The organism is Ruegeria sp. HKCCD6647-2 (assembly GCF_057221075.1).
On record NZ_JBWVBD010000001.1, the window covers coordinates 604,122 to 626,379 of the forward strand.

At 57.3% G+C, this 22,258-nt stretch carries 22 protein-coding genes; 18 read left to right on the forward strand and 4 right to left on the reverse strand.

The window, feature by feature from the left end; genetic code table 11:
* Nucleotides 1-4: 4 nt before the first annotated feature.
* The 7 genes from AC2TDJ_RS02900 to AC2TDJ_RS02930 all read left to right on the forward strand — a co-directional run bounded on the left by AC2TDJ_RS02900 (nucleotide 5) and on the right by AC2TDJ_RS02930 (nucleotide 8,183).
* On the forward strand, nucleotides 5-1,033 hold the full coding sequence (locus AC2TDJ_RS02900; protein ID WP_480839056.1) for an SIS domain-containing protein: 1,029 nt from the start codon (nucleotides 5-7) through the stop codon (nucleotides 1,031-1,033).
* Nucleotides 1,030-2,166 (forward strand): N-acetylglucosamine-6-phosphate deacetylase, encoded by a 1,137-nt coding sequence (gene nagA, locus AC2TDJ_RS02905; RefSeq protein WP_480839058.1) that lies wholly within the window; start codon nucleotides 1,030-1,032, stop codon nucleotides 2,164-2,166. Before AC2TDJ_RS02900 ends, nagA begins: the two co-directional genes overlap by 4 nt.
* A 114-nt stretch (nucleotides 2,167-2,280) precedes the next feature.
* The gene (locus AC2TDJ_RS02910; protein WP_480839059.1) at nucleotides 2,281-3,264 is read left to right on the forward strand and encodes a glycosyltransferase family 2 protein; all 984 of its coding nucleotides are present in this window, start codon (nucleotides 2,281-2,283) and stop codon (nucleotides 3,262-3,264) included.
* Between the two features lie 5 nt (nucleotides 3,265-3,269).
* Nucleotides 3,270-4,217: a hypothetical protein gene (locus AC2TDJ_RS02915; RefSeq protein ID WP_480839061.1), complete on the forward strand. Its 948-nt coding sequence runs from the start codon at nucleotides 3,270-3,272 to the stop codon at nucleotides 4,215-4,217.
* The gene (locus tag AC2TDJ_RS02920; protein WP_480839063.1) at nucleotides 4,214-6,208 is read left to right on the forward strand and encodes a hypothetical protein; all 1,995 of its coding nucleotides are present in this window, start codon (nucleotides 4,214-4,216) and stop codon (nucleotides 6,206-6,208) included. Before AC2TDJ_RS02915 ends, AC2TDJ_RS02920 begins: the two co-directional genes overlap by 4 nt.
* Before the next feature lie 126 nt (nucleotides 6,209-6,334).
* A complete protein-coding gene (locus AC2TDJ_RS02925) occupies nucleotides 6,335-7,315 on the forward strand; it encodes a glycosyltransferase family 2 protein (RefSeq protein ID WP_480839065.1) in 981 nt (326 codons plus the stop codon).
* Between the two features lie 61 nt (nucleotides 7,316-7,376).
* Entirely contained in the window at nucleotides 7,377-8,183 is an 807-nt protein-coding gene (locus AC2TDJ_RS02930; protein WP_480839067.1) for a hypothetical protein, read from the forward strand.
* Between the two features lie 11 nt (nucleotides 8,184-8,194).
* Here AC2TDJ_RS02930 and AC2TDJ_RS02935 read toward each other — a convergent pair whose 3' ends face one another.
* Nucleotides 8,195-8,497, reverse strand: coding sequence for a DUF6476 family protein (locus AC2TDJ_RS02935; protein ID WP_480839069.1), 303 nt, complete (start codon nucleotides 8,495-8,497; stop codon nucleotides 8,195-8,197).
* Here AC2TDJ_RS02935 and AC2TDJ_RS02940 point away from each other — a divergent pair.
* The 6 genes from AC2TDJ_RS02940 (at nucleotide 8,496) to AC2TDJ_RS02965 (ending at nucleotide 13,906) form a co-directional block, all read left to right on the forward strand.
* Complete coding sequence (locus AC2TDJ_RS02940) at nucleotides 8,496-9,530, forward strand: RluA family pseudouridine synthase (protein WP_480839071.1); 1,035 nt, start codon at nucleotides 8,496-8,498, stop codon at nucleotides 9,528-9,530. The genes AC2TDJ_RS02935 and AC2TDJ_RS02940 overlap by 2 nt on opposite strands.
* A gap of 147 nt (nucleotides 9,531-9,677) precedes the next feature.
* Nucleotides 9,678-10,574 (forward strand): RNA polymerase sigma factor RpoH, encoded by an 897-nt coding sequence (gene rpoH / locus AC2TDJ_RS02945; RefSeq protein WP_480839073.1) that lies wholly within the window; start codon nucleotides 9,678-9,680, stop codon nucleotides 10,572-10,574.
* A 166-nt stretch (nucleotides 10,575-10,740) separates the two neighbouring features.
* Nucleotides 10,741-11,715: a Gfo/Idh/MocA family protein gene (locus tag AC2TDJ_RS02950; RefSeq protein ID WP_480839075.1), complete on the forward strand. Its 975-nt coding sequence runs from the start codon at nucleotides 10,741-10,743 to the stop codon at nucleotides 11,713-11,715.
* Nucleotides 11,716-11,781: 66 nt separating this feature from the next.
* Complete coding sequence (locus AC2TDJ_RS02955; protein WP_480839077.1) at nucleotides 11,782-12,051, forward strand: DksA/TraR family C4-type zinc finger protein; 270 nt, start codon at nucleotides 11,782-11,784, stop codon at nucleotides 12,049-12,051.
* Nucleotides 12,052-12,070: 19 nt separating this feature from the next.
* A complete protein-coding gene (locus AC2TDJ_RS02960; RefSeq protein WP_480839079.1) occupies nucleotides 12,071-12,970 on the forward strand; it encodes a DMT family transporter in 900 nt (299 codons plus the stop codon).
* A 264-nt stretch (nucleotides 12,971-13,234) separates the two neighbouring features.
* Nucleotides 13,235-13,906 carry a Crp/Fnr family transcriptional regulator gene (locus AC2TDJ_RS02965; protein WP_480839081.1) on the forward strand — a complete coding sequence of 224 codons (672 nt, stop codon included), beginning with the start codon at nucleotides 13,235-13,237 and terminating at the stop codon, nucleotides 13,904-13,906.
* Nucleotides 13,907-13,962: 56 nt separating this feature from the next.
* Here AC2TDJ_RS02965 and AC2TDJ_RS02970 read toward each other — a convergent pair whose 3' ends face one another.
* From AC2TDJ_RS02970 to AC2TDJ_RS02980, 3 genes are all read right to left on the reverse strand, one after another.
* Nucleotides 13,963-15,783, reverse strand: coding sequence for a M3 family oligoendopeptidase (locus AC2TDJ_RS02970; protein WP_480839083.1), 1,821 nt, complete (start codon nucleotides 15,781-15,783; stop codon nucleotides 13,963-13,965).
* 87 nt (nucleotides 15,784-15,870) lie between these two features.
* The gene (locus tag AC2TDJ_RS02975) at nucleotides 15,871-16,851 is read right to left on the reverse strand and encodes an alpha/beta hydrolase (protein ID WP_480839085.1); all 981 of its coding nucleotides are present in this window, start codon (nucleotides 16,849-16,851) and stop codon (nucleotides 15,871-15,873) included.
* Nucleotides 16,851-17,141: an SCP2 sterol-binding domain-containing protein gene (locus AC2TDJ_RS02980; protein ID WP_480839087.1), complete on the reverse strand. Its 291-nt coding sequence runs from the start codon at nucleotides 17,139-17,141 to the stop codon at nucleotides 16,851-16,853. Before AC2TDJ_RS02980 ends, AC2TDJ_RS02975 begins: the two co-directional genes overlap by 1 nt.
* A 69-nt stretch (nucleotides 17,142-17,210) precedes the next feature.
* Between AC2TDJ_RS02980 and AC2TDJ_RS02985 the strand changes: the two genes are divergently transcribed.
* From AC2TDJ_RS02985 to AC2TDJ_RS03005, 5 genes are all read left to right on the forward strand, one after another.
* Nucleotides 17,211-17,780, forward strand: a complete 570-nt coding sequence (locus AC2TDJ_RS02985; RefSeq protein WP_480839089.1) for a tetratricopeptide repeat protein — start codon at nucleotides 17,211-17,213, stop codon at nucleotides 17,778-17,780.
* Nucleotides 17,781-17,801: 21 nt separating this feature from the next.
* Complete coding sequence (locus AC2TDJ_RS02990; protein WP_480839091.1) at nucleotides 17,802-20,615, forward strand: helicase-related protein; 2,814 nt, start codon at nucleotides 17,802-17,804, stop codon at nucleotides 20,613-20,615.
* A gap of 6 nt (nucleotides 20,616-20,621) precedes the next feature.
* Nucleotides 20,622-20,987, forward strand: coding sequence for an RNA-binding S4 domain-containing protein (locus AC2TDJ_RS02995; RefSeq protein WP_480839093.1), 366 nt, complete (start codon nucleotides 20,622-20,624; stop codon nucleotides 20,985-20,987).
* 66 nt (nucleotides 20,988-21,053) lie between these two features.
* Nucleotides 21,054-21,392: a ferredoxin FdxA gene (fdxA, locus tag AC2TDJ_RS03000; protein WP_480839095.1), complete on the forward strand. Its 339-nt coding sequence runs from the start codon at nucleotides 21,054-21,056 to the stop codon at nucleotides 21,390-21,392.
* Nucleotides 21,393-21,675: 283 nt separating this feature from the next.
* Nucleotides 21,676-22,185, forward strand: coding sequence for a CarD family transcriptional regulator (locus AC2TDJ_RS03005; RefSeq protein WP_170792284.1), 510 nt, complete (start codon nucleotides 21,676-21,678; stop codon nucleotides 22,183-22,185).
* Nucleotides 22,186-22,258: the final 73 nt, after the last annotated feature.

The window sequence follows — 22,258 nt, forward strand, 5'->3', positions numbered from 1 at the left end:
GACCATGTCCAGCGAAACCACCCAAATGCGCAAGGAAATCAACGAAATCCCCTGCGCCGTGGACCGCTTGCTTAGCAACGATGCGGGCGCCATTGCCAAGGCTGCCGGGGAAATCAGGGCGCGCGATCCGCGCTTTTTGATTTCCGTCGCGCGAGGTTCATCCGATCACGCCTGCAGCTATCTGAAATACGTGTCCGAGTTGCTCTTTGGTCTGCCGATGGCGTCGGTCGGGCCTTCGGTAAAGTCGATCTACGGCGTGGACATGCGCTGTGACGGAGCGTTGTGCATCGCAGTTTCGCAATCCGGGCAGAGCCCGGATATCGTGCAGCTTACGAAGTCGCTGACGGATGGGGGTGCTTATTCCGTCGCCATCACAAACAACACCGGTTCCGCCTTGGCCGAGGTGTCGACCTCCGCCTTGCCCATCCATGCCGGACCTGAACTTAGCGTGGCTGCGACCAAGACATTTGTAACTTCACTGGTTACCGGCATTTGGCTTCTTGCAGAAATCAAACGTGATGAGTCCCTGTTGGCATCGATCCGCAGTCTGCCTGAAGTTTTGGAAGAGGCGATCGCATGCGATTGGAGTCCGATTGTCGAAGCCGTCAGTGGTCAGTCACTGTTTACGCTGGGGCGCGGCACTTCCTGGGCGATATCCAATGAAGCGGCGCTGAAGTTCAAGGAAACTTGTCAAATTCACGCCGAGAGCTATTCCTCGGCCGAAGTGCTGCACGGCCCGGTCTCGATTGTCGATCAGGGTTTTCCGGTGCTCGCCTTCTCATCCGGTGACGCGGCCGAGGCCAATATTGCCGAAGTTGCTGACGCTCTGGCCGCCAAGGGCGCGCAGGTGTTCGCGACGACCGATCGGGTGCAGCAGGCAACACCTTTGCCGCATGTCCGTACGCCCCATTGGATGACGGACCCGGTTACAGCCATTGCATCCTTTTACGGCATGGTCGAAACAGTGGCAACGCAACGCGGGATCAATCCGGATACACCGCGACACCTGAAAAAAGTGACTGAAACGGTATGAGCGCGCAGTCTGTAACCTTCACCGGCGGACCAATCTTTGACGGCAAGACGTTGCGTACCGGATTTGCCGCGCGGTTCAGGGATGGATTGCTTCAGGCGCTGGTTCCCGAAACGGAGATTGCTGCGGATGAGGTGGTCGAAAACCTGTTCGGAGATATCCTGAGCCCCGGCTACGTCGATTTGCAGGTGAATGGGGGCGGTGGTGTCATGTTCAATGACGACCCCTCGGTTCAAACTTTGACGCGCATAGCGTCGGCGCATCGTGCGCTGGGCGCAACCTCGATCCTGCCGACCTTGATCACGGATACGACGGAAAAGACTCGTGCTGCGATCAACGCTGCAATCGATGCTGTCAACGCGGAAGTATCCGGCATCGCTGGACTTCATTTGGAAGGCCCGCACCTGTCCGAGCGCCGCAAAGGGGCGCATGACGCGGCGCTTATCCGACCTATGGAAGAGGCGGATCTGGCCCAGATTCTGATGGCCGCGCAGGTGCTGCCGGCGCTCATGGTCACTCTGGCGCCGGAAAACGTAGCCGTGGAACAGGTAGAGACGCTGGCGCGCGCAGGGGTGATCGTGTCATTGGGTCATACGGATGCGACCTTCGACACTTGCATGGCCTATGCGCAGGCAGGAGCGCGTGGCACGACCCATCTGTTCAACGCCATGAGCCAACTTGGCAGTCGCGAGCCGGGGTTGGTCGGTGCGGCACTGTCCTGTGGCCAGTTGTCAGCAGGCCTGATCGCGGATGCCGTCCATGTTCATCCCGAAACCATGCGCTCGGCCTGGGCAGCGAAACGAGGGCCCGGTCGGATCTTTCTGGTCAGCGACGCAATGGCTGTTGCCGGAACGACCCAAAGTGAATTCCGGCTGGAAGGCCGCCTGATCCGGCGCGAAGGCGGTCGGCTGACCTTGCAGGACGGAACCCTGGCAGGGGCCGATCTTGATCTGACAACTGCAGTCCGGGTTCTGACCGAAGCCGTCGGTGTCCCGCTGGCGGAGGCCCTGGCGGCGGCAACCATTGTCCCGGCCGAGTTCATTTCGAAGCGGGAAAATGATCAGCCGATGAAGTTGTCGCAAATGATCCGGATCGCACCGGACCTGTCAGGTGCAACACCGGTTTTTGCGCACTGAGAACTCAATCGGGTGTAGCTGTGCATCAGTTGAGCGCGGCGTGGAAATCCCCGCTCGCCGCCGCCCGTGGGGTTGTGTAAGAAAGGGAGTAAAGCAGTTTCCGGAACAGCATAAATGCCCCAGACCATCACCGTATTCACAACGATGAAGAATGAAGGCCCCTACATGCTGGAATGGGTGGCCTACCATCGTTCGTTGGGTGTCGACCACTTTGTGATCTTCACGAACGATTGTGAGGACGGAACCGATGACATCGCCCGAAGGCTCGAGGCGATGGGTCTGGTCTCTTTTGTCGACAATGCGGTCGCCGAGGGGGGCAATCCGCAGCACCAGATGCTGAGGCGCGCCCGGCGCCACCTGAAGGTCAAAGAGGCCGACTGGCTGATGTGCATGGACGTGGACGAATTCTGGAATATTCGTTGCGGCGACAATAGCTTTGCGGCGCTGATTGATGCAGTTGAGGGCAAGGCAGGGCAGCCTGTCGATGCAATTTCCTTCGCATGGAAATTGTTCGGTAGCTCCGGCAACATCAGCCTTGAGGACAAGCCGGTGACGCAACTGTTTTCCATGGCTGACCTGGAGTTTCCGCATCACTCAGGGCGTGCCTTTGGTTTAAAAACACTGTTCCGGAACAATGGTAAATTCACCCGCTACGGCCCCCACCGACCGAAAGGTATGGAAGAGGGCAAGGAACACGAAGTCGCCTGGTCCGACGCCGGGGGTAATCTGTTCCCTGCCAAAGACGTTGGGTGGCGGGCCTGGCGTGGATTTGACCATTCTTTTGGCCGTCTTCATCACTATTCCGTGCGGTCGTTGGATGGTTTTCTGATCAAGCGCGATCGGGGGCGAACCAACCACATCAAGGTGGATCAGGGGCAGGCCTACTGGCTGGACATGAATGCCAACAAAGAGGAAGACCGGTCGATCCTACCTGTGGCAGAGCGTGCAGCGCCCTTTTTGGCCGAATTGAAGGCAGACCCTGAACTTGGGCGTCTTCACGCGCAAGCTTGCGAATGGCACCGCAGCAAGGTTTCGGAAATCAAAATGCGTCCGGACTGGGTGGAATTCCGTTCGTGGCTTGCGGATAATCTTGTTTGAGAGCAATGGCAGACGACGACCTTACCAAAGATCAGCTCCAGCCCGAGCACCCCGACCGCAAGACAGGGTACGAACGTATCCTAACGGACCCGGCGCCGCCGTGGTTTGTCGAGCTGTACCCCGGCGGCAACGGATCCGGTTTCCTGCAAAAGCTGGATCGTCACGCGGTCCTGTACCATCAGCGGGACAAGACCCGTCTCGTGGTCAGTTTCGACAACATCGCCAACGTCAACGACCTGTCCTTTGCCCGCGAACCCTGGGGGTGGAAGTTCTTTCGGGACATCGGTTGGTCTCATTTGGGCGTTGTCGCACGAACCAAGGCCTGGTACCGGGACCCGGAAATCATAACTTACCTTCAGGCCAAGGCCGCCGAGGGTTTTTTTGAAGGCTTCGATCAGGTCGTCTTTGCCGGGGCTTCGATGGGAGGCTTTGGTGCGCTTGCCTTTTCGGCGATTGCGCCGGGATCGGTCGTGATCGCCTTCAATCCGCAGACAACACTGGATACGCGGCTGGTTCCCTGGGAAACCCGTTACCGTTTTGGCCAGGTCCAAGACTGGGACTTGCCGCTGAGCGATGCGGCCGAAGCGGTCGGTTCTGCACGCCGGGCGTACGTGTTCTACGATCCCTTTTTTGATCTGGACCGCAAACATGCCGCCCGCTTTGAGGCGCCGAACACGACACTTCTTAAAACCTGGACATCCAACCATTTCGCCGCCCCGATGCTGCGGAAACTCAACCTGCTAAAACCGGTTATGCTGGGCGCGATGCATGGAACGTTGGAAAAAACCGAGTACTACCGGATGATGCGCACCCGGCGTACGTTGCCCATGTATATGCGCGGTCTGGAAGCGGTCGGTGGGGAACGGCATCCGAAGCTTGTTGGTATGGCACGCAAGAGATTTCAGGCGTTGCGCCGTCAGCGAGCGGCCGAAACTGCCGCAAAGCCGCAATGACGGCCAAAGCGGGCGTCTTTATCGGTCAGCGCAAGGACCGGATGGGTGCTCGTCTTCTCATGATGCTCACCTGCATTCGGCTGGCCGAGGATTTTGGAACGGATTACCGGGTGAACTGGTTTCCTCAGGGATCGGATGCGCCGGAACTGGATCACCCGCAGGAGCTGTTCACGAAAGATTGGATGGACCGGCACTTTCTCGACCAGAAAGCGTTCGACGAACTCAGCAAGGACGCCTTGCCGGTGTGGACTTTTCAAAGCGACCCGTCGCCCGATCGGCTGAAGGTTCACCTGGCCGCGGGCCGCTCGGTTCTGGTGGAAGAAGGCTTCGAAGTCCTGGCTTTTGCGTGGGAGGATATCGAGGCCATCCGTCCGCGATACCGCGAGTATATTCATCGGATCGGGTTCACTGACCGGATCAGCGCGATCATGAAGCGGGCCGATGACAAACTTTCGGGGCAGGGGGTGTCCGCCTATCACATCCGGCGCGGCGACATCCTGAACGGGCTGCCCTGGAAACATACGACCTGGCCTGCCAAGATCGAACCCGAAGAGCTGTACGAGGCGCATCTGGCCAAGACCAAGGGGCAGGCGGCGATCATGTTTTCCGATCAGCCAGAGCTGATTGCCCGCTTCCAGCAGCGGTTTCCCGATCTGATGCAAATGTCGGACATCGCCGATCTATCCGGCCTGACCCGTGCGCAGCGGGATTTTCTGGAACTCTATACGATGTCACGTGCCGACCAGGTGGTTGCCCCGTTTATCTCTGCTTTCTCAATGGCCGCCGCGCGCGTTTCCGGCCAGCAGCGCAAAGTGTTTCGCGACGTCCTGACTGAAGATGAGATGCAGGTGGCCAACGGGCGCGTCATTGAACGCGCCTCAAAGGGTCCGGCTGCTTTCTTGAACACGTCCGAGGCGGCTCATGTCTATTCCAAGGCCGTTCAGTACCTCGTTGCGCAGGACCGGTGTCAGGAGGCGTATGATCTGGCGAAACCCATACTGGAGGCAGGCGCGGATAACGCCTTTTTACCGCTGCTTCAGGCACTGAACTGCTTCTATCTGGGTAACTGGCAAGAGAGCGAAGCCCTGGCGCGACAGGGGCTCAAAAACCCGCATCTTTGGCCCGAGGATCACGCGGTGCTCAGCGCCCTGCGCGGGGCAATTCTGGGGGCGCAGAAAAAGCGCTGGGGCGGCACCCTGCAATTCGCAAAAGCGTTCTGGGCCAAACCCTTGCGCCCGGATGTTGTCGTGCTGGGATCACGCATGCTGTATCGTGATCAACTCGCGTACCGTTTGTTTCCGCCTGTGGACTGGGCGCTGCAACGCAGCTTGCGGCAGCGTCGGTTTCCGCCGTTCAACAATCTTTATCTGGTCCAGCAGAAAGTAATCGCGCGCCAGCCCTGCAACTTTGACATGGTCCTGATGGATTGGTCAGAATTGGCGTTGGATCAAAGGGCCAGACGCCTGTTGGGCGACGTCCCCCGGCTGTCGGCGTTGCAGGTCGGGTTGAACAGCGTTTCGGACGTTTCTCAAGAAGACCCTCAGTACAAAAGCTTTGCTTCGGTTCTTCAACTGCGGCTGGGGCAGATTTCCCTGTCCCAAGCCATCGATATTTCCCGACAGGTCGTTGCCGAAAACCCGGAAAGTGCGCTGTATCACAAACGCCTTGCTGAGATGTACGAAGCTGAGGGCGACGCCGGACGCGCACGTCGAACCATGGCCGAAGCGCTGGCCTGCGATCCCGAGAATCCATTTCTGGTTTTTGCAATGGGGCGTCTGCTGGAACGGGTTGGCGCAACCGAACAGGGCGAAAACCAGATTTTGCAGGCAGCAGATATGGATGAAGGCACCGCAGCCATTCAAGGCGCAGCCGGACAGATGCTCCTGCGCCGTGGCAAAAAGGGAAAAGCGCGTGCGTATCTGCGAAAAGCCAATGAGTTTTGCCCGACATTCAAACGCTTTGCCAATCAATTGAAAAGAGCTGAGAATTGACGATCTGCAAGACGCCGAAAAGCACCTGCCTGCTGCGATTGCCGTTGGTTTGCCGGACCAATGTGTTTAATCTGTTCGAAAAATCAGACAAGGCCGTAAGCAAGGCCGGAAATGAGGCATTCTGAAATGGCAGAACAGGATCCCCGATTTGTCAGCGTAACGCCCATGAAGAACGAGGGGCCATTTGTGCTCGAATGGGTGGCGCATAATCAGGCAATAGGTGTCGATCAAATGGTGGTCATGACCAACGATTGCACCGACGGTACGGACGCGCTGCTGCAAAGACTGCACGACCGCGGAATACTAATCCATGTGGACAACAACTCCCCGCGTCGCCGCACCAGCCCTCAGCGACGGGCCTTCCGTACCTTTCTTGCAATGGAGGTTGCCCGCCCGCAGGACTGGGTCATCGTCATCGATGCCGATGAGCAAATCAATGTGAAAACCGGTGACCACACATTGAAGGCGTTGACGGATGCCATTCCGGACGCACGAACGATTTCAATGACCTGGCGGATATTTGGAAACGGCGGAGTCGTTGAATACAAAGACGAGTTCTTGTCTGATCAGTTTCGCCAAGCAGCGGCGGAGCACACTCCCAAACCCCACCAGGCTTGGGGTTTGAAATCCATGTTCAAAAGAGAATACTGGGACATGCTGGGCGTTCATCGCCCTAAACAGCCTACTGTCGAAACTATGGCCGAGTGTCGTTGGTACAATGGGTCGGGGCAATTGATGCCCGAGCGGTATTTCAATGGAAGCTGGCGCTCGGGGCGGGATTCCGTGGGGTATGATCTGGTCCAGGTCAACCACTATGCGCTCAAGTCCTGCGAAAGCTATCTGGTGAAGAAATTGCGTGGGCGATCGAACCATATCGGCAACGAGATGGGGTTGGACTACTGGAACATGATGAACCTGAACCACGTCGAAGAACGTTCGATAGATGGAATATCCGAACAGAAGAAACGCTGTTTCGACAATCTGATGTCCGATCCGGAAACAGCCGAGTTGCATAGTGAATGCTGTAACCTGCATCGTCGGATTGCGAAGGAAGTCCGATCATTGCCGGGCACCGACATACTCTGGACCCAGATGATCGGCGATTGACGAGCGGTTGTTTGGCCAAATCACGCGGCAATGTTGCAGGTTGAAAGAGGGCGGCGAGAACATGCAAAAAACACCAGCTTCCTTGTGGATTGGCAAACGGCTGAGCTTTCTGGATCTTCTGTGTCTGAAGTCTTTTGCCGATGTTGGTCAGCCAGTAACACTCTTTACTTACGACGTGGTGGAAAACCTTCCCGACTACGTCATCCACGCGGATGCGCGCGAAGTGTACGACCCACCCGAAATTCTGCGGCAAAAGGCTGGGCGCAGGCACCTGATCGGTAGCCCGGCGATCCATTCAGATGTTTTTCGAATATTGCTTCTGGCGAAGACGGATCATTTCTGGGTCGATACGGACGCTTATGCTCTCAAACCTTTGCGGCCCGTAGATGGATACCTTTTTGCAAAGGTACGAAACCAGGTCCCCAACGGCGTTTTGTCCTTGCCGAAATCGAGTTCAACGCTGGACTGCCTGAAGAACTTTGTTTCCGAAAAAGGGGCGATTCCACCTTGGTGGAATGAAGAAGAGAAAATGTCGTTCGTAAACTCGGGTTTGCCACTGGATTTCCGGTATATGAAATGGGGAACGTTGGGTCCCCTCGCGTTGGCTCATTTCCTGACACAGACGGGCGAAATCGCGAAATCCGAAAGAGCCGACGTTTTGTACCCGATCCGATCTCGTCAAAAGCAGAGGTTTTTTGAACCCGGCTGGATCGAAATCTCGGATGAAATACAGTCAATTCATCTTTACGCCTCCAGGCTGAGGCAAGTTTTGACTGACGAATTCGACGGAAGGCCACCAGATGGTTCGTTGCTTGCAGAGATGTGCAAGAAGCACGGGATCGAACCGTCAGATGCCTTGGTAACCTAGGGCGCGCACCATCACTCGATGACGTATTCCTGCCTTAGCCGACCGGTCGTTTTGTCGAAGATCAGAATCCGATTGTCGTCGGTCACTACTGCGTACCAATTGGTTCCGATGGTCACAGCCTGAGCCTTTGCGCCATCGGGCAATTCGACTTGCTCGGGCAGGGTTGGGGTGCGGTCCGATAAGCGGATGACAATCAAAGCGAATGTCACTAGAACCCCGCCAATCATCACCGCGGTCAGCAACATGACCATGCGACGCAACAGTCTAAGCTGCGGCGTTTCCTGCGGTTCCAGAGGTTCGGAAGGGTCAGTCATGGGCACTCGCCTGATTGAGTTTCAAATCGCGGCCGCGCCGCCACCCCGCCTTGATAAGGCGCTTTCGCGGGATGTGCCAGACGGTGAGGCCCTGTCGCGGACGCGGCTTGCCCGACTTGTCTCCGATGGCGCTGTCAGCGTCGATGGCGTCGTGGCGACGGACCCGAAAGCGAGGATTGCCGAAGGCGCGCAGGTGGTTATTTCGCTGACCGAAGCCGAAGACAGCCATATCGGGCCTGAAGATATTCCATTGCAGATCGTCTTTGAAGATTCGGATCTGATCGTGGTGAACAAACCGGCAGGTATGGTTGTACACCCGGCGCCCGGGTCGCCCAGCGGGACATTGGTGAACGCACTATTGCACCATTGTGGTGACGATCTGTCCGGTGTGGGCGGGGTCAAACGCCCCGGAATAGTGCATCGCATCGACAAGGATACAAGCGGGCTGCTGGTGGTCGCAAAATCGGACGCGGCTCATCAGGGCCTTGCCGCTCAGTTCGAGGCGCATAGCGTCGAGAGATATTATCGCGCCATCTGTTATGGGGTTCCGGACGCCAACGACCCCCGTTTGCGTGGGATCAAGGGCGTCAGCTTCGAACCGGGCAACATCATGCGCCTGACGACCCAATTGGCGCGGCACAAGACGGATCGGCAGAAACAGGCCGTGTTGTTTCACGGCGGACGCCACGCGGTGACGCGTGCCCGTGTCATGGAGGCATTTGGTTCGCCCGGGGCGCTGGCGCTGATCGAATGTTGGCTCGAAACCGGTCGAACTCATCAGATCCGCGTGCATATGGCGCATGCCGGTCACGGGTTGGTCGGAGATCCTGTTTATGGCGGCAAACGCAAACTGGCCGCCCGTGCGTTTAGCCAGGCTTCGGCCGAAGCGGTTCGGGGCTTTCCGCGGCAAGCGCTACACGCGGCGGTTCTGGGGTTTCAGCATCCCGTGACCGGCGAAATGCTACGGTTCGAATCCCCACTGCCTGATGACATGGTGACGCTGCTGGATGAATTGCGAACGCCGTTGACATAATGTGCAAAGACCTGTGAAATCGGCAATCTAAGCTTTTCTTTAACGGCACTTAATCTCAGACTGTTAATAGATCCTCTTGAATGTATCGGGTCTGGTACCCATATCCCATGTTAAGGGCTTAAACATTTGTCCAAGGGGCAGAAATATATGGCAAATTACTCGAACCTTCCAGCGCCGTCACCCGAGGGTGGGCTGAACCGCTACATGCAGGAAATCCGTAAGTTTCCCCTGCTGGAGCCGGAAGAGGAATATATGCTGGCAAAACGCTGGATCGAAGAACAGGATACTGAGGCTGCGCACAAGATGGTCACCTCGCACCTGCGTCTGGCGGCGAAGATCGCCATGGGCTATCGCGGCTATGGCTTGCCGCAGGCCGAGGTGATTTCCGAGGCCAATGTAGGCCTGATGCAGGCCGTCAAGAAATTCGACCCGGAGAAAGGATTCCGGCTGGCAACCTATGCGATGTGGTGGATTCGCGCCTCGATCCAGGAATATGTCCTGCGGTCGTGGTCGATGGTCAAACTCGGCACAACCTCGGCGCAGAAAAAGCTGTTTTTCAACTTGCGCAAAGCCAAGGCGCGCATCGGCGCGCTGGAAGAGGGCGATCTGCGACCGGAAAACGTGAAGAAGATCGCCGAAGATCTGGGCGTGACCGAAGATGAGGTGGTCAGCATGAACCGCCGGATGTCCGGTGGCGATGCCTCGCTGAATGCAACCGTCGGGTCCGACGGCGAAGGCACGATGCAGTGGCAGGACTGGCTTGAGGATGAAGACGCCGATCAGGCCGGCGATTATGAGGCTCGGGACGAGCTGGAAGCACGTCGTGAGTTGCTGGCGGCTGCTCTGGACGTACTGAATGACCGTGAAAAGGACATCCTGACCCAGCGCCGTCTGATGGATCAGCCGGTAACGCTGGAGGAACTGAGCACGCAGTATAACGTCAGCCGCGAACGTATTCGTCAGATTGAGGTTCGCGCCTTTGAGAAGCTGCAGAAAAAGATGCGCGAGCTTGCCCGCGAAAAAGGAATGCTGGGCAAGGTCTGAGCCTGTTGACTAAACCTGACGGAAGCCGGTCCAATTCTCGATTGGGCCGGTTTTTTTGCAATCGCGCGATGCCTTGGGTCATGACAGGATGGTTCAGTGTTGTTAGAAGTCCCGGGTTGCGTTTGCGCTAACGAAGGCGGCGTCACGGGCTATGGGAGGGGCGTTCATGCAAAAACCGGTTCAATGGGGTGTTCTTGGAGCTTCGAAATTCGCTCGCCAGTACATGACGCCTGCGATACATGGGGCCAATGGGGCTCGGTTCGCGGGGTTGGCCACTTCTGATTCCAAAAAAGCTGAACCTTTCCTGAGCTTTTGCCCAGATCTCTCGGTCTATGACAGCTATGGTGCCCTTCTGTCAGATCCCGCGATCGAGGCTGTCTATATTCCGTTACCAAATCACCTGCATGTCGAATGGAGCATGAAGGCCTTGGAGGCGGGCAAGCATGTGCTTTGTGAAAAGCCCATGACAATGCGGGCTGAAGAGTTTGATCAGCTGATCGCCAAACGGGATGAAACAGGGTTGCTGGCGGCCGAGGCCTATATGATCGTTCATCATCCGCAGTGGCAGCTTGCGCGCAAACTGATCTCGGATGGTGCAATCGGGCGTCTGGTACATGTCACCGGTGCTTTCAGCTTTGACAATCGCACCGAAACGCAGAATATCCGCAATCGCGCCGAAACTGGCGGCGGTGGGCTGCGGGACATCGGCGTTTACGTGATCGGTGGCGCGCGGTTTGCAACGGGGCAGGAACCGGAAACCGTGCAATCCGCGATCCGCTGGGATAACGGCATCGACACCTTCACCGAGATACGCGCCCAGTTCCCAGATTTTACCTATTCCGCCTATGTCTCAATCCGCATGCACCCGCATCAGGAAATGGTGTTTCACGGCGAAAAGGGCGTTATTCGCCTAACGGCCCCCTTCAACGCGCGCGTATTCGGGGAAGCAAGGGTGGAACTGCATCGTCCTGGCCTTGAAGTGCAGGTCACACGCTTTCCAGGAGACGATCATTACAAATTGCAGGTCGAGGCGTTTTGCGGGGCGGCCCGAAACGGAGAGGACTATCTGTGCCCGCTGGAATTCTCGCGTGGTACGCAGGTCGCGATCGACCAGGTTTTTGACGGCGCCGTGGCACTTTAAAGCGTCTGCTTGCCAACATTGCCCCGGCGCGTCTAACCTGTTCCTCACCCAATCAGGAGAGGACCCATGGCCGGTGGCTGGGCGCGCGACGGCGCGGTGAGCGAACAGATCGAGGCATCCATTTCGGACGAACTGGCACGGATGCAGGCGCAGAAACGTCCTGTCGGCGAAAGCCTGACCCATTGTGCCGAATGTGAAGAGCCGATTCCTGAAAAGCGCCGTCTGGCTTTGCCCGGTGTTAAGTTGTGCCTGGATTGCCAACAGGAACGAGACGGTGCGTTCAAGGCGCGCACCGGGATCAACCGGCGCGGCTCCAAGGACAGTCAGCTGAAATAAGACAGGTCAGGAGCGCCCCGTGCAGGATGAACCGGCAAAAGGCCACACCTGGTTGCAAAATGGTCTGCTGCTTGGGTTTCTGGCCGCTTTTCTATGGGGCACGCATAGCGTCATCGTTCGATACCTGACCAGCGATCTGGGTGGGTTGCAGATCGCCGTGACACGCCTGTTTATCGCGGCACTGGCCATCTATGGAATGCTTCGGGTGATGAAGGCCCCGGTCTTGATCCGGTTCGGTGACCGGAACTTTCGCTTGGCCGTTCTGGCGACAGTCGTGAATTATATCCTTTTTCACATCGGGCTTGAGCACACAGGCGCCGCCAACGCCATGGTGCTGGAAAACACGGCTCCGTTCTTTGTGTTGGTATTTCTCTATTTCTTTGCCGACACATCTGTTGGGCGTACGGATGTGCTCGCCACGGCCTTGGCGATCTTCGGCGTATTCCTGACGGTTTATCGGGATTTTCAGGGCGGCGGAGAGCCGTTGTTTGGCGATCTGATGGAAATCGGGGCGGGCCTCAGCTGGGCGGTGTTCCTTATTTCTAGCAGCCGGGCCATGCGGTCATCTCAGTCAACTCCTGAGCGCTTGAATTTCTTGTTTGGCATATTCCTGTGCTCCGGCGTGCTTCTGGTGCCCTTGGCGTTATTTTCGCTGCAAGTTCCCAGCGCCAATGATGTGCTCTTCCTGATCCTGCTTGGAATCCTGCCAACCGCGCTGGCCTATTACCTGTGGTATGAGGCCGCCGCACGGGTTTCCACGCTGACGGCAACGTTGTTGTTTGCCGCGTCGGTCGTATTCACCTTCGTCAACTCTGCCGTGTTTCTGGGTGCGACCATCACTCCGCTTGCAATTCTGGGTGCCATTCTGATCGTGTCCGCCATTTTCCTGACTTCTATGAAAAAGTCAGAAGAAAACTAGCGCGGCGACATGGCTGAGTGTCAAAACTGCCGCTCCACGTCAGATCAATCGAACCCAATTCAATTGGTAAAACGGACCCGGCGGGGTCATCAGGCAGAGGCACAAAACCTTGTGGAATTGTTTGCATTTAGCCGAAAAGTTAGGCAATTATATTCCGATTTAAGAATTTGTTAAACATTACAGTTACTTAAAATTTGATCTGGCTCAAATTGAGATCGATTTTTTTTCGCTACCTGTGAGTCTCTGACTGCCCCAGGAAAGCCGATGTTTGATTTCAGCCACGATACCCAGAACGCAGTGCCACTGTTGGATCAGCTGTCTCCCTCTGTCCGTAAATGCCTTTTGTCCCGGTCGAAGAAACGCAGTTTCGAGCGGGGGCAAACCATCTGCCTGCAAGATGAACCATGCGAGTCGCTGAAGATCGTACTGCGTGGGTGGGTCAAGCTGTTCCGGGTCACGCCTTCCGGCCACGAGGCGCTGTTAGCGGTGTTGTCGGAGGGGCAGAGTTTTGATGAAGTTTCGGCATTGCGAGGTGGAAACACGAAGTCATATGCCGAGGCCGTTTCGGATTGTCAGATATTGTTCATTGATTTGTCTGCTGTTTGCTCCTGCAACGGAGCTGACCGTGAGATCGCGTCGGCGATCCTTTCTGCGGCTGCCCATCACCTTGATGATATGATGCATCAGGTCGAAGAACTGAAGGTTTTGACGGGTATCGAACGGCTGTGCAGTTTCCTGATCCGGCTGATCGACAAACAGGGCGGAGGCACAAGCGTACAGTTGCCTTTTGACAAGGTAATTCTTGCCTCGAACCTCGGCATGAAACCCGAAAGTCTGTCACGCGCGTTTTCCAAGCTCAGACAGCATGGCGTAACATGCGAGCAAAAATGCGTCGTCGTCCGGGACGTCGAACGTCTACGAGAAATGGTGGAATGAAAAAAGCGCCCCAAGATCCGGGGCGCTTTGACCTTTTATTCCCGAATTCCAGGCGGTCAGGATTCCATCGCTTCCAATTCGTCAATGAAACCTGAGATCATCGACAGGCCCTTGTCCCAGAATTTTGGATCGCTGGCGTCCAGACCAAACGGTGCCAGCAGTTCGGAATGGTGTTTTGACCCGCCGGCACGCAGCATTTCGAAATACTTGTCCTCGAAGCCTTCTGCGCCGCTTTCGTAGACTGAATAGAGCGCGTTCACGAGGCCATCGCCGAAAGCATAGGCATAGACATAAAAAGGTGAATGAACAAAGTGGGGGATGTAAGCCCAGAATGTCTCATACCCATCCATGAATTCGAACGCCGGGCCAAGGCTTTCGGCCTGAACGCTCATCCACAGGGCGTTGATGTCATCCGGGGTCAGTTCGCCCTCGCGCCGGGCGGCATGCAGTTTGCATTCGAAATCGTAAAACGCGATCTGGCGCACGACCGTGTTGATCATGTCTTCGACTTTTCCGGCCAACAGAACCTTACGCTGCTCAGGTGTTTCAGCCTGATCCAACATTTTGCGGAAGGTCAGCATCTCACCGAAAACTGAGGCCGTTTCAGCCAGCGTCAGAGGCGTCGACGACAGCATCTCGCCCTGATCGGCAGCCAGTACCTGATGCACGCCGTGCCCCAACTCGTGCGCCAATGTCATGACGTCGCGCGGCTTGCCCAAATAGTTTAGCATCACATAGGGGTGCACCTCGGTCACGGTCGGGTGCGCAAAGGCACCGGGTGCTTTGCCCGGTTTCACGGCTGCATCGATCCAGCCCTTTGAAAAGAAGGGCGTCGCAATTTCACCCATACGAGGATCGAAGGCGTTGTAGGCGTCCATCACCGTTTTCTCGGCCTCGGCCCAGTTCACGATGCGTGTGTCTTCCATCGGCAAGGGCGCGTTGCGGTCCCAGACCTGCATGACGTCCAGACCCAGCCATTTTCGCTTGAGCTCATAATACCGGTGGCTGAGCTTGGGGTAGGCGGCGACCACGGCCTCGCGCAGGGCCTCGACCACTTCGGGTTCGACATCATTCGACAGGTGTCGTCCCGTTTGCGCGGTCGGCATATTGCGCCAGCGGTCGATGATCTCTTTTTCCTTGGACTGCGTGTTGTGAACCCGAGCAAATGTTTTGATGTTGTCCTGAAACACCGACGCAAGTTCCCGCGCCGCGGCTTCGCGCTTGGCGCGGTCCTGTTCTGTCAGCAGGTTCAGCGTGCCTTCGATATTCAGGTCTTCGCCATCAACCGTAAATGTCAGCCCGGCGATGGTTTCGTCAAACAGGCGCTCCCAGGCGTCACCCACGACACCCAGGTCGTGCAGGAATTTTTCAAGCTCGTCAGACAGCTGGTAGGGTTTCATCGCGCGGATGCGACGAAAAACAGGTTCGTATCGGGCCAGCGCTGGGTTGGCGTCAAAGAGTGCCTTAAGGGCGTCGTCTTCGATGCGGTTGATTTCAAGGGTGAAAAACACCAGCGGGGTCGTGAAAACGGTAATCTTTTCCTGCATGTCGGACAGGAACTTCGCGCGATCGGCGTCCGTGGTCAGCTGATAATACCGCAGCCCGGCAAAAGACATGATGCGGCCTGCGATGGTGTTGATTTTCTCGTTGCGGTGCACACAGGTCAGCAGGCCTTCGGCATCCAATTCGGCGAGTTTGCCTTCGTAGTCCTCAGCGAATGAAGCGCATTCCTTTTCGAGCCAGCCCAGGTCACGGGCCAGCTCCGGCGCGTCTTCTGACTTGTAGAGATCGGTCAGATCCCATTCCGGCAGCTCGCCCAGGTTGTCGGTACCTCCGACTGCATTTGCATCACGGACGGGAAAGGGAAGGTCGCGCATGGAACACCTCAAATAGAATTGTTTGCCAACATCTAGGCGTGCGACAAGCGGATCACAAGACGACTGATATGCCCGTGCCCTTGCAGATCACCCGCCCGAATAGACCGGCTCGCAAGGCCGATCCGTGCGCGCCGCCAGGAAATGGACGGCGAGTTGTTCAAAGACGGGCCCGCGCACTTCGGGGCCTTCCATAAGCACCTCATGCTCGCCGTCCGGAATCTCGACCAATTTTCCTTTTGGCCAGTTTGCCATCCGCGCACGGATCGCCTTGCGGTCAACAATTTGTTCGTGACTGCCCAGAAAAGTCAGGCAGGGAATATCTGGCGCCGGTTGATCCATCAGCCAGGCGCATTCGTCCAATGCTTCTCGTAGCCAGATGGTTGATGGTGCGCCCAAGGCGAGTTCCGGGTGTGCCGCAAGTTGATCCTGCATCATCTTGTACATCACAGGATCGCGGGTCAGCACATTGCCATCAAAGGGTTGCGAAGCAACATAGCTTTGCAACGATGTCGTCGGCGGTGTCTTCTCGCCAAGACCGACTCTTGGCCCCCAATATGCAGTCAGTCGGCTGAGAGGTCGCATAAGCGGTGTGAAGAATATTCCCCACATCGGTCCAGTAAAAGCGCATGCCGCGAAAGAGTCGCTTTCCAGGACCGCCCGCAAACCAATCGCGCCGCCCATAGAATGACCAACGATATACCAAGGTTTTGGCAGTTCAAGTTTCGCCGCCGATTCCAGTACCGCACGCAGGTCATGCTGGTAATCCGTAAACTTTTCGACATGCCCCACACGCGGGTCTTCCAGCAATCTGTCGGCCAGACCCTGGCCGCGCCAATCCACTGCCAGCGCCGCAAAGCCGCGGTTTACGAATTCGGTTGCGGCATCGCCGTATTTTTCGATGTATTCCGTACGGCCGGGAAACAGCATTACGGTGCCAAGCGCATCACCTTGTGGGCGCCAGTGGCCGACGCGAATGCGAATACTGTCTTCGGTTTTCAGCCAATGGGCCACACCACCGGCAGGTCCGCCGGCCACGTCTTCAAAGAAAGGGGCCGGCGATAATTTCATCAGGCCAGCACCGAGGCAAGTTTCATGGCGATTCCCATGTCTCCGTCAACGCTCAGCTTTCCGGACATGAAAGCACCGGTGGGGTTCAGGTCACCGCTGAGGATCTGTTCGAATGTATCAGCATCTGCACTGAGAGTAACGTCCGCTTCTTCGTCGCTGACCCGTGCGCCGTCAGCATCCAGGATAATTGCGCCCAGATCGGCGATTGCAAATTTTGCCGAAGCGTCAAAAGCGCCGCCTGCCAGTTTTTCGTTCAGCGCGGCCGCAGCTTTCTCAAGAATGTCGCTCATGCTTTTCCTCGTTTTGTTTGTGCGCCGTGAATGGACATCCCCGGTCGCAACGCTACACTGAACGTTGTTATGAGCATTGCAAGCATCAAACTCAAAGGTATCGTGGCGGCAACGACTCTCCTAGTCACGATTTCCACCAGTTGCATTGCGCAACAGGCTGATTCTCGGGATGAGGCGGCATTGCTGCAACAACTGGCGCAGGCCACGCCGGAACTTGCGATCGGGATTGATCGCCAACTGAAAGCACTTTGGTCGCAATCAGGATCAGCTTCGGCCGATCTCTTGCTTGAGCGTGGGCGCGAGGCGCTGGATGACGGTGACATTGACGCTGCAATTGAACACCTGACGGCGCTGACGGACCACGCGCCCGAATTTGCCGAGGGGTGGCATGTCAGAGCGTCCGCATTTTTTGGCTTGGACCGGTTCGGTATGGCGGCAGCTGATCTGGAGCATGCATTGACGCTGAACCCCAATCATTACGAGGCCATCTACGGGCTCGGTCTGATATTCGAGATTGTTGGTAAGCCTGAACAAGCTTACGACGCCTATTCCCGAGCGCTGGCTATACATCCCCATCACGAAGAAGTAACCAATGCCGTGAATCGGCTGAAGCCTCAGATCGAAGGCAAGGCTCTGTAAGGCTCAGGGCAGGGGGCAAAGGTGAACGGGTCGTCCCGAATTGTGGCCGTTCTTGGTCCGACTAACACAGGTAAAACCCATTACGCGATCGAGCGGATGCTGGGGCACCGAACTGGTGTCATCGGCTTGCCGCTACGTCTGCTGGCGCGCGAGATCTACGACAAGATAGTCGCGATCCGTGGACCTTCGGTCGTCGCGCTGGTGACGGGAGAAGAGCGGATCGTGCCGCCGCGCACCCAGTATTGGGTCTGCACGGTCGAGGCGATGCCGGAAGAGATGGGCGCGGATTTCGTGGCAATTGACGAAATCCAGCTCTGTACCGACCCCGAGCGCGGCCATGTGTTCACGGATCGGCTGTTGCGGGCGCGCGGCACCAGCGAGACGCTGTTTCTCGGCTCTGACACCATGCGCGGCCCCATCTCGGCCCTTGTACCCGAGGCGCAGTTCGTCCGGCGCGAGCGGATGTCGCAACTGGTCTATTCCGGTTCCAAAAAGATCAGCCGCATGCCCCCGCGCAGTGCCATCGTCGGGTTTTCGGTCGAAAACGTCTATGCCATCGCTGAACTGTTACGCCGTCAAAAGGGCGGAGCAGCGGTGGTTATGGGCGCGCTCAGCCCGCGCACGCGGAACGCACAGGTGGATCTGTATCAGAATGGCGAAGTCGATTTTCTGGTCGCCACTGATGCCATCGGGATGGGTCTGAACCTGGATGTAAACCATGTGGCGTTTTCAGCCCTGACCAAGTTCGATGGCCGCCGGATGCGCCCATTGGCGCCAAACGAACTCGCCCAGATCGCCGGCCGTGCCGGGCGCGGGATGTCGGACGGCACATTTGGAGTGACCGGTGAGGCCCCTCCGCTGGACGACGGTGTCGCGCAAGCGATCATGGACAGCCGGTTTATGCCGATGAAAAAGCTGAACTGGCGGAATGCCGCCTTGCGGTTCGGCTCGATTGACGCCCTGATCGACTCGCTCGAAGTCAGCCCGAACAGCGAAAACCTGACCAAGGCGCGGCCCGCTGACGATCTGAACGTGCTGAAATCGCTCTCGCAAGTTGCTGACATCGCGGCGCGTGCCAGCGACGGACAATCGATCCGTTTGCTGTGGGACGTGTGCCGAATCCCCGATTTTCGCGGTATCAGCCATGCAGAACACGCAAGCTTGCTTGAGGTGATCTATGGTCACCTGCATGAACGCGGTGCGATCCCGGACGACTTCATGGCGCGACAAATTCGCCGAATTGACCGGACGGATGGGGATATAGATGCGCTTTCCAAAAGGTTGGCATATATTCGCACCTGGACATATGTTGCGCAGCGAAATGGCTGGGTGCGCGACGAATCACATTGGCGCGCCGAAACCCGCGCTGTAGAAGACAGAGTGTCGGACGCGTTGCACGATCGTCTGACTCAGAGATTTGTGGACCGGCGCACATCGGTTTTGCTGCGCCGGCTCAAACAGAAGGAGGCCCTTTTGGCCGAAGTAAATGACAAGGGTGAAGTGACCGTCGAAGGCGAATTCGTCGGTCGTCTTGAAGGGTTCCGGTTTATCCCGGACAAAAGCGCGCAAGGAACCGAGGCGAAAGCTTTGAAATCGGCCTCCCTGCAAGCACTCGCGCCGCAATTCCATCTGCGCGCCGATCGCTTCTACAATGCACCCGATACCGAAATTGATTTTACCGATCAGGGCGGCCTGATGTGGGGCGAATATGCCGTTGGCAAACTGGTTGCAGGGGCAGAGCCGCTCAAGCCGGTGGTCGAGGTTTTTGTCGATGAGGCCGCAGGGCCGGACGTTGAACAGAAAGTGCAGCGTCGCTTGCAGCACTTCATCGACCGCAAGGTCGCCGCTCTGTTCGAGCCGCTGCTGAACCTGTCGCGGGACGAGGAACTGTCCGGCCTGGCCAAGGGCTTTGCCTTCCGTATGGTCGAAGCGCTGGGCGTGCTGCCACGAGCCGGCGTCGCGCAGGAAGTCAAAGATCTGGATCAGGACGCCCGCGGCGCACTGCGCAAGCATGGCATTCGGTTCGGCCAGTTCACGATCTTTATGCCGCTGCTGTTGAAGCCCGCCCCGACGCGTCTGCGTCTGGTTCTCTGGGCACTTGCGGGTGGTTTGCAGGAGTTCCCGGAAGCACCTCCTCCGGGTCTGGTCACTGTGCCGGTCGCCAAGGATGCGCCCGAAGGTTACGACACCATGTGTGGATATCGCGATGCGGGCGAACGCTCGATCCGGATTGACATGCTGGAACGCCTGGCCGACATGCTGCGCGCAGAAGACAGCCGGGGCGGCTTTGAGGCCAAACCCGACATGCTGTCGATCACTGGCATGACACTGGAACAGTTCGCCGATCTGATGCAGGGCTTGGGCTACAAGGCCGAGCGGGGCGAGCGTGAAAAGGTCAAGGCGACACCGGTCGAGGCTGAAAAGCCTGCGACTGAAGCGCCCGAACAGCCTGCTGCCGAAGCAGCGCCAGCGCCCGAAGTCGCAACGGAAGAGGTCGCCACTCCCGCCGAGGCGGCAGCCGAGGTCACCGACGGCACCGAGGCGGCGGCCGAGGCTCTCGCAACGGATGAGCCGGAGGTCGAGGTTTTCTATACCTTTACTTGGGGACGTCAGCGTCAGGCCAACCGTGGGCCACGCCGTGAACAGCGGCAAGGTCAGGGTAAGGGCAAACCGCGTGGTAAAGCTCAGGATGGTCGCAGCAAACCTCATGGCAAGAAGGGGGGCAAGCCTCAGGGCACCAAGACCTTCTCGTCGCGACCCCCGAAAAAGGAAAAGGCCATTGATCCTGATAACCCATTTGCAGCCGCGCTTATGGGCCTGAAGGACGGTAACTGACCTGCGATGGCCGAGGCCAAGCTGCGGATCGACAAATGGTTGTGGCAGGCGCGGTTCTTCAAGACCCGCAGCCTGGCCGCCAGACAGGTCAGTGGCGGCCACGTGCGGGTCAACGGAAACCGAATCCAGAAACCGGCGCTGGCGGTCTCTCCCGGAGATGTCCTGACATTCTCTCAGGGGCGGGTGGTACGTGTTGTCCGCATCGAAGCCCTTGGCGAGCGGCGGGGGCCGGCGCCCGAGGCGCAAACGCTTTACACGGATTTGACCGAAAAGCGGGACGCATCGCCACAAAACCCGGGTTTTGAAGGAAAAGGTCGCCCGACCAAGAAAGATCGGCGCGCGCTTGATCTTTCTCGCACCCCAAAGGAGTGATCTTCTCTTGAAGAGGCGGGCAGACTGAATTAGCTAGTCGCCCAAGCCGAAAACAGGAATTGACCCATGACCTATGTTGTCACCGAAAACTGCATCGCCTGCAAATACACGGACTGTGTCGAAGTTTGCCCGGTGGACTGTTTCTATGAAGGCGAGAACGCGCTGGTCATCCATCCTGACGAGTGCATCGATTGCGGTGTCTGCGAGCCCGAATGCCCGGCTGATGCCATCCGCCCGGATACCGAGCCGGGGATGGAGGAATGGGTCGAATTCAATCGGAAATACTCCGAACAATGGCCAGTGATCGTGACCAAAAAGGATCCGCTGCCGGAAGCCGAGGAACGCGACGGCGAAGAAGGCAAGATGGAGAAGTATTTCTCGGAAGCACCCGGCGAAGGTGGCTGAGCGATTCGCCGCTCATTGTGTGGGCCAATTGATGCCGGAGGGGCGCGCAAGCGCTTGATAATACTGCGTTTCAAGCGCCCAATCGGTTGGTGGCCTTTTGGGTGTCGCAATTTTGTGATATAATTCCTACCTGAATGATGACTGAGACTGGGATGCGCTCCGTAAGTATGCTCACTTTGGAGTTCTAATTTTGTGACATGATAGCCGAGTGGCGGCGCCCAGGGAGGCTCTGCCTTGGGCTATTTTTGTCTGCATCACAGTCTGTAACCAAGGATGAATGTGAATGTCGAAGTCAAAAAAGCTTGAGTTTCGCCCGAACGATTACGTTGTCTACCCTGCTCACGGCGTGGGCCAGATCATTTCGATCGAAGAGCAGGAAGTGGCGGGATTTTCGCTCGAGCTGTTCGTCATTTCTTTTGAAAAAGACAAGATGACTCTGCGCGTACCGACCAACAAGGTAACTGAATCCGGTCTGCGCTCGCTCAGTTCGCCAGACGTGATCAGCCAGGCGATGAAAACGCTGAAAGGCAAGGCCAAGGTCAAGAGGGCCATGTGGTCGCGCCGGGCGCAGGAATACGAGCAAAAGATCAATTCGGGCGACCTGATTTCGATTGCGGAAGTTGTACGCGACCTGCACCGCACCGATGACCAGCGTGAGCAAAGCTACTCCGAGCGTCAGTTGTACGAGGCGGCACTGGAACGTCTGACCCGCGAAGTTGCCGCTGTTTCCGGCGCGGATGAGATTTCGGCTGCAAAGCAGGTGGATGAGGTTCTGACGTCCCGCGCCGCCTGACCGCAGCTGGTTGCAAATTCGGGCCGCTCCCGTTTGGGGGCGGCTTTTTCGTGCCTGCTCGCTTGGTGAAATC